The sequence below is a fragment of the Rectinema subterraneum genome, assembly GCA_009768935.1.
Lineage (GTDB): Bacteria > Spirochaetota > Spirochaetia > Treponematales > Rectinemataceae > Rectinema > Rectinema subterraneum.
Genome location: WESA01000037.1, coordinates 19,501 through 27,340, shown reverse-complemented (window position 1 = coordinate 27,340; position 7,840 = coordinate 19,501). Strand labels below are relative to the sequence as shown.

The window sequence follows — 7,840 nt, the reverse complement described above, 5'->3', positions numbered from 1 at the left end:
GATCTGCAGAAGGCCGTTGATAAGCCCGCATGTGGTGCTTATCACAAGCGCGAGCACCATCGCGAGCGGCATAGGAAGGCCTGCGTTATACGACACTGCCATCAGCACCGAAGTGAGCGCAACAATCGACCCCACCGACACATCGATGTTCCCAAGGATAATGATCATTGTCATCGGGAGCACGAGGAATGCCTTGTCGAGGAAGTTCATCGGAGTGCTCACGAAGGTGTCCAAGGTCAGATAATACGGGCTCAGGAAAGAGTTGACCACATTGACCGCGAGAAAGAGGACAACGAGGAATATCTCCCATTGATACTTGCGAAGGCCGCGCGGTTTGTTGACATCGATGGTGCTTGTTTTTTCAGTCATATGCATACTCCGTCTCAAATCACGCGCTTTTTGAGCGCGAGCCTGTCATTCCGCCGCTGCAGCAACACATTCGAAATAATTGCCGCGAGGATAACGAGCCCCTGGATGAACTGCTGCCAGAATGGCGAGATATTGATAAGCGGCAGGGCATTCGCAAGAATTCCGAACAGAATCGAACCGAGCAGAATGCCCGAAACTTTGCCCCGACCGCCCGCTACGCTCACGCCGCCCAGCACTGTCGCTGCGATGACATTGAGTTCATAGCCAACTGCAGTATCTCCTTGTGCAGAGGCGAATTTGCTTACCCACAGAACGCCGGCGAGCCCTGCCAGCAGCCCCATGAGCGCATATACGAGCAGGATTATCCGCCTTCGCTTGATGCCGATAAGCTCCGCGGTATCCGGGCTCGAACCTACGGCATAGATGTACCGCCCAGTTTTTGTCTGGTTGATGAAATATGCATAAATGATGTAAATAACTATCGCAAAAATAATAAGATTGTTGATGCCGAAGGTCGTTCCTGTGCTGAGGTTCTTGAAGCCGGCGGACATCTGGTAGGCGCTGACCCATTTGCCCTTACTGATCAGGTAGGTCATGCCGCGCAGGATGTTCATAAGCCCAAGCGTTGCAATTATTGGCAATATATTGAAATATGCCACAAGCACGCCAATGGTGAGGCCGGCGGCCAGTCCCACAGCCATGCCCTGCGCCAGCGACAGGAATGGCGAAATGCTCGGATTTGCGCTGACCGTGAGCGAAGTGATCATGCCGGCCAGTGCCATTGTCGAACCAATCGAAAGATCGATGCCGCGCGTGATGATAACCATCATCATGCCAACCGTGAGAATGGACAAGATAGCGGTATTTGCCAGCATGTCCTTGATGTTCGAAAGGCTCAAGAATTTCGGATTTCTGATCTGGAAAATGACCGATAGGATGACAATAAATATCGCCAGCCCGAGTTCCCGGTAGGTTTCGGTGTTACGGGCAAGTGTTTCGGCGCGGCTTGTACTTTCTGCGCGGCTGCTTATTATGGCATCTGGGCGGCTCGCGGCCTTGGTCTGGCCGTCCGCGTTCTGTCCGGTTTGCATCTTATCCTGCGATTGCATGAGCTTCTCTCCCGTTTGCGGTCATTGCAGATTCGAGAATGGCTTGCTGGCTGGCGTTCGGCGTCTCGAATTCCGCCGATTTTCTGCCTTCGCGGATTACGACAATGCGATCGCTCATGCCGAGCACTTCAGGCATTTCGCTCGAAATCATAATGATGCCGTATCCTTCTTCGGCGAGCTGGTTCATGATGCGGTAGATTTCGGTCTTGGCTCCGACATCGACGCCCTTTGTGGGCTCATCGAGAATGATGAGCTTGAGTTTCGAAGTGAGCAGCTTGGCGACGATGAGTTTCTGCTGGTTGCCGCCGGACAGAGTCGCGGCTTTTGCGTAAATATTCGACGCTTTGACCTTGAGGTTGTCGGCCAGGCTCAGCGCCATGTCGCGTTCTTTTGATGGCTGCATGAAACCGTTCTTGCAGAACGAGCGCAGGGAAGCCAGTGTGATATTGCGGATGAGGTCCCAGTCGAGCACAAGGCCCTGTTTCATGCGGTCTTCGGGAAGGTAGCCGATGCCCTGCATGAGAGCTTCCGCGGGGGTATTTATTGTAATTTCTTTTCCTTCAAGGAAGAATCTTCCCGAATCACGGGGAGCGATGCCATAGATGCTTTCGCAGATTTCGGTGCGTCCTGCGCCTACAAGGCCGGTGAGCGCGACAATCTCGCCGCGCCGTACAGAGAACGAAATATTTTTGAAAAAACCAGTTCTTGAAAGCCCCTCGACGCGGAAAATTTCTTCGCCGATCGTGGCATGCCGCGACGGGAAATATTGCGTGATTTCTCGGCCAACCATTCCCTGCACCAAGCGCGATTGCTCAAGGCCCGGGACATCCCATGTCGCGATATAATTGCCGTCGCGCAGCACGGTGACGCGCTCGGCGAGGCGGTACATGTCTTCGATTCTATGGGAAATGAAGATGATCGATACGCCTTTGTCGCGCAGGGTTTCGACGATATGGTAGAGGTCTTCGCACTCGCGGCGGGACAACGGCGCTGTCGGCTCGTCCATGATGAGAATTTTGGCATCCACTGAGAGCGCTTTTGCAATTTCGACGATTTGCTGCTGGGCGATGGAAAGATTGCCCATGGTCGTCGACGGGCTGAAATCCGCGTCGAGGCTCTGCAAGAGGATTTCGGCTTTTTTCCGCAGCTCGCGCCAGCGGATTTTGCGGGTAACAGGGTCGAAGCTCTCGTGGCCTAGGAAAATATTTTCAAGCACAGAAAGATCGGGGAAGCAGGCGACATGCTGGTAGACCGCCGCAATGCCGAGGCGCTGGGCATCGAGCGGGCTCTTGAAGTGAATCCGCTCGCCATTGAAGTAGATTTCGCCTTCGTCGGGCTGATAGACGCCGGTGATGATCTTGATGAGGGTGGACTTGCCGGCGCCGTTCTCGCCCATGATGGCGTGGATTTCGGCAGGCTTCAGCTGGAAATGCACATCCTTGAGGGCTTGCACGCCCGGGAAATATTTCGAGATATGCCGCAACTCCAATATATACTCAGCCATTCAACCGTCCTTGGTTCTGCCGGGCTCGACACATGGTCGCGCGCCTCAGCAAATTCTATGGCACTCAATGCCGAATAGTGCTGCTGTTTTTTCAATTTCCGCTGCGACATGGCCGACGCCGATCGCGCAGTGATGCGCAGGGCCTTCTTTCGACCATGCTTCCGAAAAGTCCCTCGCAGGAAGTGGGAAGCGGTAGCGGCTGTTGGTATTGCCGATTTGGAGCGTTGGGCCGGGCACCGATTCGCCCTCGGCAGTGAGCAGGAAGACTTTGCCGCTTGCGCCCTCGACGACCGACAGCAAGGTGACTGGTCCATTGCGCACGCTCATTTGTATCGAAAGGCCTTTGCCGGGCTTGCCGTGATAGAGAGGGAGCGGCACAAGTTTGACCTTGCCTTCCGCGATTGCGGAGTGAGCGGGGCCATCATGTCCCCAAAGAACCACATCGTCTTCGTAATCGATAAGGTAGAATTCCGAGAACGAGCCGCCTGCATCCAAAAGGTCCATAATTTTCATGGCGAGAGCATTTTTGACTTCGCATTCGCCGGCGACGGGAACATGGTGAGCGGTGAGGAGGGTGTTGCCCGCAATAACTGAAGTGACAATGTCTTGATGGACATTGCCTGCGGTTCCTTCGTAGTAGTAGGCGAGGGCGCCAAGGGATTTTTCTTCCACCAGAGCGTCAAGGGCACAGGATGTCCTTGCGGCGCGCACAAGCTCGCTTTCCTCGCACTCGGAGACTACCTCGAATTCGCTTCTGAATTGGGCGATTTTTGCCTCGATCTGGGCGGGGCTCACCTTTTCGCGCAGCTGGGCGAGGTAATCCATTTCGATAAGGTTGAACTGGCTGCCAAAAACTCCTGCCATGCGCGTTACATCGGTATAGACGTCGAGCATGCCTTCGTAGTAGTGGCCGAGAATGCCGATATTGGTCTTTCTGAGCGCTTCGGCGACGCGGGCAGCGCGCACCCACTGGGCAAGCTCAGCCTCGACAAAGGGCTCGCCGCGGTACCCTGTGATTATATGATACGGAATACCGTTCCGGTTGAATACATTCGCAATTTCCGGCACGCAGCATGACTGACAATTCGCAAGCCACTCGCCGGTCATGAGCGCGCGGTCGCCAAGGCTGTTGAACCACTCGTAGTCGATGTTCTTTGCCGGCTGGACATTGATAATGACCATGGGCGCGCCTGCTTCCCGCGCTACAGGCAGCACCGTCTGCGAAAGCGCATAGGTCGTGATGTACAGAAACACAAGCGAAACCTTCTTTTCTCTGAAAAGGGCGCCTGCCGCGCGCGCCTTGTCCACTGTATCGACAAGGCCGGCATCGACGACCATCGCTCCCGCGCCCTCAAGCAGCGCTGCGGTTTCTGCCTGATATGAAAGAAGTCGTTCTCTGAGCCCGGGGAATTGTGCCCAGTAGGTGTCGAGCCCTATGCCGAATAATCCGACAGTCGGAATATGTGCAGAATTCTCTTTCATATACCATCGAGTATAAGGCCTCTCCCCCAGGGCGCAATGGATATTCTTGCATTTGTGATAGATATTTCTTGCGTGCATATGCATGTAAACGCAGGCTTGTCCATGCGCGCAATCGGCGATATAAAAGAATAGGAGCGCTATGGAGAACCCGGTCCAGCACACATTTTTCCGCTACCTCACCTACTCGGACGAGGATGAGCAATGGGAAATGGTATGCACTGACGCAGGCTATACCGAAGTTCCTCCCTACACGATCTATCCTCCGAACAAAGAAGGCCACCCCCGCATTTTCCAGCGCGTAGCGGTCGGCAGGACGCTCAACGAATACCAGATTATATACATCACCAAGGGAGAAGGCGTATTTGAGACATCCGGGAGGCACTACGATGTCAAACCAGGTTCCATTATTATGGTATTCCCTGGCGTGCGGCATTTCTACAAACCGGTCTACGAAATTGGATGGATGGAATACTGGGTTGGCTTCAAGGGCGGGCATTTCGAGCTTCTGCGCGAGCGGGGCTTTCTGAATCCTCAGGAGCCTTTCATCGAAATTGGGCTTCAGAACAATGTGCTCGACCTGTACAACGAAATTATTGCCGAAGTGCGGGACCAAAAGCCGCTCTACCAGATTGTCGCCTCGTCCAAAATTCTTGCGCTCATCGCTGAAATCAACGCATGCGCGCGGCGCAGGGCTCAAGCCAGCCATGCAGCGCAGGTTGTCGAAGCCGCCAAGTGCATGATGGTCGAAAAAATCTACGGCGATATCGATATCAACAGCATCGCAACGGCATTGGGAATCAGCGCATCAAGGCTCAACGATATCTTCAAAACCTACACCTCGATGACCCCATACCAGTACTATATCCATATCAAGATACATGCAGCAAAAAGCCTGCTTGAACAGGGGGATCTGTCGGTTAAGGAAGTGGCGTACCGGCTCGGTTTTGAGGATCAATACCACTTCTCGCGGCTTTTCAAGAAAAAAACGGGCATCGCGCCTTCTCAGTGGCGTGCCTTTATGTATGAATAACGCTTTTATACATGAATTGCGCGCGTGCAAAAAACAGGAATTGCGCCAGCCTATGCGCGCCGATTCTTATTATTCTCGCGGCAATTTTTTCAGCTTTTCCAATTCTTCGTTGATGCGCTTCTCGAGATAGTACAATTCCCGATCGGAGAGCCCCAGGCCGAAGGTGAGCGTTCCAGTTCCCGCTTCGATGGCGAGTTCCTTGAGATAGCGATTGTTGAGCTGTACGGAAGATCGCTGCACTTTCGCGGTGCCAACATCGGAAATGGCATACTGCTGCGCCGAATTCGAGATAAAGCTCGAGCTCTTCTTGAGAAGCCCGTCCGGCGTAATAAAGAGCTCTGTGTCGGTTATGGAAGGTTTCAAGAAAGACTTGAGCATAGCCACGCCAGCAATCCAGAACGGAATGCTGAAGAGCGGAAAGAACATCGGCGCGCGCATACGGAGTGTCATGGTCGTCCAGAAGAATACAAAGCCGAGCCACACTATGGGGAAGAACGCAAAGCCCGAAGAGCTCCCGGCTCGCTTGCCTCTTGGCAGCTTGATGTAGAGCCCCGGATCGAGCGGCTGTATTTCAAGCCTGCTGTCGGATGGCAGTTCGGCAGGGTAGTCGACGGATTCGCGGCCGGTATCGGGCTCACTCAAAATATGGGAAATGAGCGCGCGGCGCGAAGACTGCAGGCTTTCGATATTGCGAGTGTTTTCGGAGCTGCGGGCATTGCTCGGGCTGGAAGCCAGCGCGGCGGTCGGAACCGGTTCTTCTCCCCTGAGGATTGCAGCGGCTTTGGCCGCGGAGAGAAATCGCCGGTCCTGGTCAGGATCGAGCCAATTGCCAAGCACGTAAGCCAAGCCAGGAGAAAGATACAGAAGCCCAGAGAGATCGATTTTCAAGTTGCGCATTGGCAGTTCCGCTGGATTGCGCCCTGTGAGCATAAAGACAGCTGTTGCCGCTGCGCCGTAGAGATCCGAACGATGGGTAGCCCGGCCCGAAACCTGTTCGACAGGGATATAGCCCGCAGTTCCTACAAGCGTCGCGCCAGGATAGAGAGCGGAACGAATTGCATCCTGCACACCGGAAAAATCGACAAGTGCAACATGGCCGTCCGGCTGCAGTATGAGGTTCCGCGGGTTTATGTCGCGGTGGACGATAGGGGGCCTGAGGCTTCCGATATAGGCGAGAATATCGGCAAGTTCGGCCAGCATCTGTTCGATGTGCGCCTCGGTGAATTTTTTCCCTGAAGACACGTGGGATTCGATAGTTTCGCCCTCGATGTACTGCATCACGAGCACGAATTCAAAATGCCCTCCCTGTGCAAGGTCAAAGCTTTCAATGTACTTGGGAATTCGGGGATGGTTCAGCGTGCGTAAAATTTCTGCTTCGCGCTTGAATTGATCCAGCGGCTTCCATGAGCTCGTCTCCGCTAGATCAAAGATTTTGAGCACGACGGGCGGGGACGTTGGTGCGTTGTTTGGCGGGCTTTCGGGATGCGTGGCGGAGATGCGCTCTGGCTGGTTTTCGGCAGCGCCGTTTTCGGAACGCTCATTTCCTGCAGCTGCAGAAGGAGTGTCCTGTGCGAGGTGTGCAAGCCAGGTAGAAGCGGTGACACCCTTGCCCAGCCTCCGATCGAGTACATATGTGCCGATAATGTCGCCAGGATTCACGCTCTATCCTCACTATCAGGTTTTTCGCCAGTTCTCATTCTTGCGGCGTGCAGCTTTTTCAGCGCATATGCGCGCTTGTCGGCCAGACCCAATTCATCATACGTATCCGCCAGGTTGAACCATGCATCACTGAAATCGGGGTCCAGCGAGGTCGCTTTTTCGAAAGCCGCGCGGGCTTCATCGTATTTCTCGGAGCGAAAAGCCACAACGCCCAGGTCATTCCATGCGGAGGCATACAATGGATCTTTGTCGAGCGCTTTGCGATAGAATTCTGAGGCCTGGGCAAAATCATCCTGTTCGTAGGCAAGAAGCCCGAGGGCATGCAAAACTTCAGGCGAATCTGGTTCCATTTGCAGTTCCGACAGAAGATCACTGCGCGCTGCATCGAAATTTCCAGCCAAACGATGTGCTTCGGCGCGATTGAAAAGAACACCGGTTCGGGATGGGTCGAGGACAAGCGCCTTGTCGAGGAGGTTTATGGCTTCCTGGTAGCGGCCCGCATCGATGAGCGATACCGCCTGGTTGTTGAGGTCGGCGATCAATTTGTTTTTTTCGGAATTTGCCATTGCAAATGCCTCCAGATGAAAGATAATTGAAATATGCAGTTTCGTCATCAGGGCGGCGAGCGCCGCAGGGTACTTGAGCTTTTTTTATAGAAAAGATAGTATGCTTTCGTTATTATTTTAT

General features: G+C 53.9%; 7 protein-coding genes. 1 reads left to right on the top strand and 6 read right to left on the bottom strand.

What is annotated here, in order from left to right; genetic code table 11:
• The 4 genes from GAP13_RS09550 to GAP13_RS09535 form a co-directional block, all read right to left on the bottom strand.
• Positions 1–369, bottom strand: a 369-nt coding sequence (locus tag GAP13_RS09550) for an ABC transporter permease (RefSeq protein ID WP_371709885.1), incomplete at its 3' end; no start/stop codon positions are given.
• A gap of 14 nt (positions 370–383) precedes the next feature.
• On the bottom strand, positions 384–1,478 hold the full coding sequence (locus GAP13_RS09545) for an ABC transporter permease (protein WP_241864331.1): 1,095 nt from the start codon (positions 1,476–1,478) through the stop codon (positions 384–386).
• Entirely contained in the window at positions 1,462–2,982 is a 1,521-nt protein-coding gene (locus GAP13_RS09540; protein ID WP_158908101.1) for a sugar ABC transporter ATP-binding protein, read from the bottom strand. The genes GAP13_RS09545 and GAP13_RS09540 overlap by 17 nt, the downstream gene beginning before the upstream one ends.
• A 45-nt stretch (positions 2,983–3,027) precedes the next feature.
• Positions 3,028–4,464, bottom strand: coding sequence for an L-fucose/L-arabinose isomerase family protein (locus GAP13_RS09535; protein WP_158908100.1), 1,437 nt, complete (start codon positions 4,462–4,464; stop codon positions 3,028–3,030).
• Between the two features lie 139 nt (positions 4,465–4,603).
• On the opposite strand from GAP13_RS09535, the gene GAP13_RS09530 reads away from it, so the two are divergent.
• Positions 4,604–5,494: a helix-turn-helix domain-containing protein gene (locus GAP13_RS09530; protein ID WP_158908099.1), complete on the top strand. Its 891-nt coding sequence runs from the start codon at positions 4,604–4,606 to the stop codon at positions 5,492–5,494.
• A 69-nt stretch (positions 5,495–5,563) separates the two neighbouring features.
• On the opposite strand, the gene GAP13_RS09525 is transcribed toward GAP13_RS09530, so the two are convergent.
• Both GAP13_RS09525 and GAP13_RS09520 read right to left on the bottom strand, forming a co-directional pair.
• Positions 5,564–7,153, bottom strand: a complete 1,590-nt coding sequence (locus tag GAP13_RS09525) for a serine/threonine protein kinase (protein ID WP_158908098.1) — start codon at positions 7,151–7,153, stop codon at positions 5,564–5,566.
• Positions 7,150–7,719 (bottom strand): tetratricopeptide repeat protein, encoded by a 570-nt coding sequence (locus GAP13_RS09520; protein ID WP_158908097.1) that lies wholly within the window; start codon positions 7,717–7,719, stop codon positions 7,150–7,152. Before GAP13_RS09520 ends, GAP13_RS09525 begins: the two co-directional genes overlap by 4 nt.
• Between the last annotated feature and the right edge of the window lie 121 nt (positions 7,720–7,840).